The sequence below is a fragment of the Psychrobacter sp. FME5 genome (genome assembly GCF_014861375.1).
In the GTDB taxonomy this organism is placed as follows: domain Bacteria; phylum Pseudomonadota; class Gammaproteobacteria; order Pseudomonadales; family Moraxellaceae; genus Psychrobacter.
In genome coordinates, this window is the sequence record NZ_RRYX01000267.1 from 1 (window position 1) to 549 (window position 549).

The 549-nt window shown below is 45.9% G+C and carries 1 protein-coding gene; it reads right to left on the reverse strand.

The features are described 5' to 3' along the window. Positions 1-549, reverse strand: a 549-nt coding sequence (locus EI161_RS14630) for a PepSY-associated TM helix domain-containing protein (RefSeq protein WP_192530029.1), incomplete at both ends; no start/stop codon positions are given.

Consider the following 549-nt stretch of genomic DNA (forward strand, 5'->3'; position numbering starts at 1 on the left):
CTAAGCCTGTTGCAATCATACCGCAGCCCGCTGCGCCACATAAAAAGTACAACCAGCGCAGCCAGTTATCAGCAAAGCGTCCTGCGTGCAAACCTATCATGACCGCTTGTGTTTCCACAGCAAGCGGCGGTGGTCGACTGTCTTTGAGTACTTTGCCTGTCTGCCCATCATAAATACGAAATACCCCTAACGTCGATAATTGATGCTCAGCTTTACCATCGATAATAATCATACTTTGGTCAGTATTAGGATGATTAATACTGACACTGGTCACGGCATAATTAGGGTTGCGTTTTTGCCAATCAGATCGCGTTGTAGCAAGCAATGGAGCAATACTGGCCATAGGGGCAGTCTGTAACTCGGTTGTATCCGCTGCCCGATAAGAATAAATTTCCTTAAAAAACTGCTCACTATCTACAGTAGATACCATGCCTGCCCACGGCATATACAAGGTTATCAAGGTAATAATGCCGGTAAAAGTAATCATCAGATGAAACGGTATTGGCAGCACAGAAAAAGCATTGTGCGCATCAAGCCACGAGCGTTGCC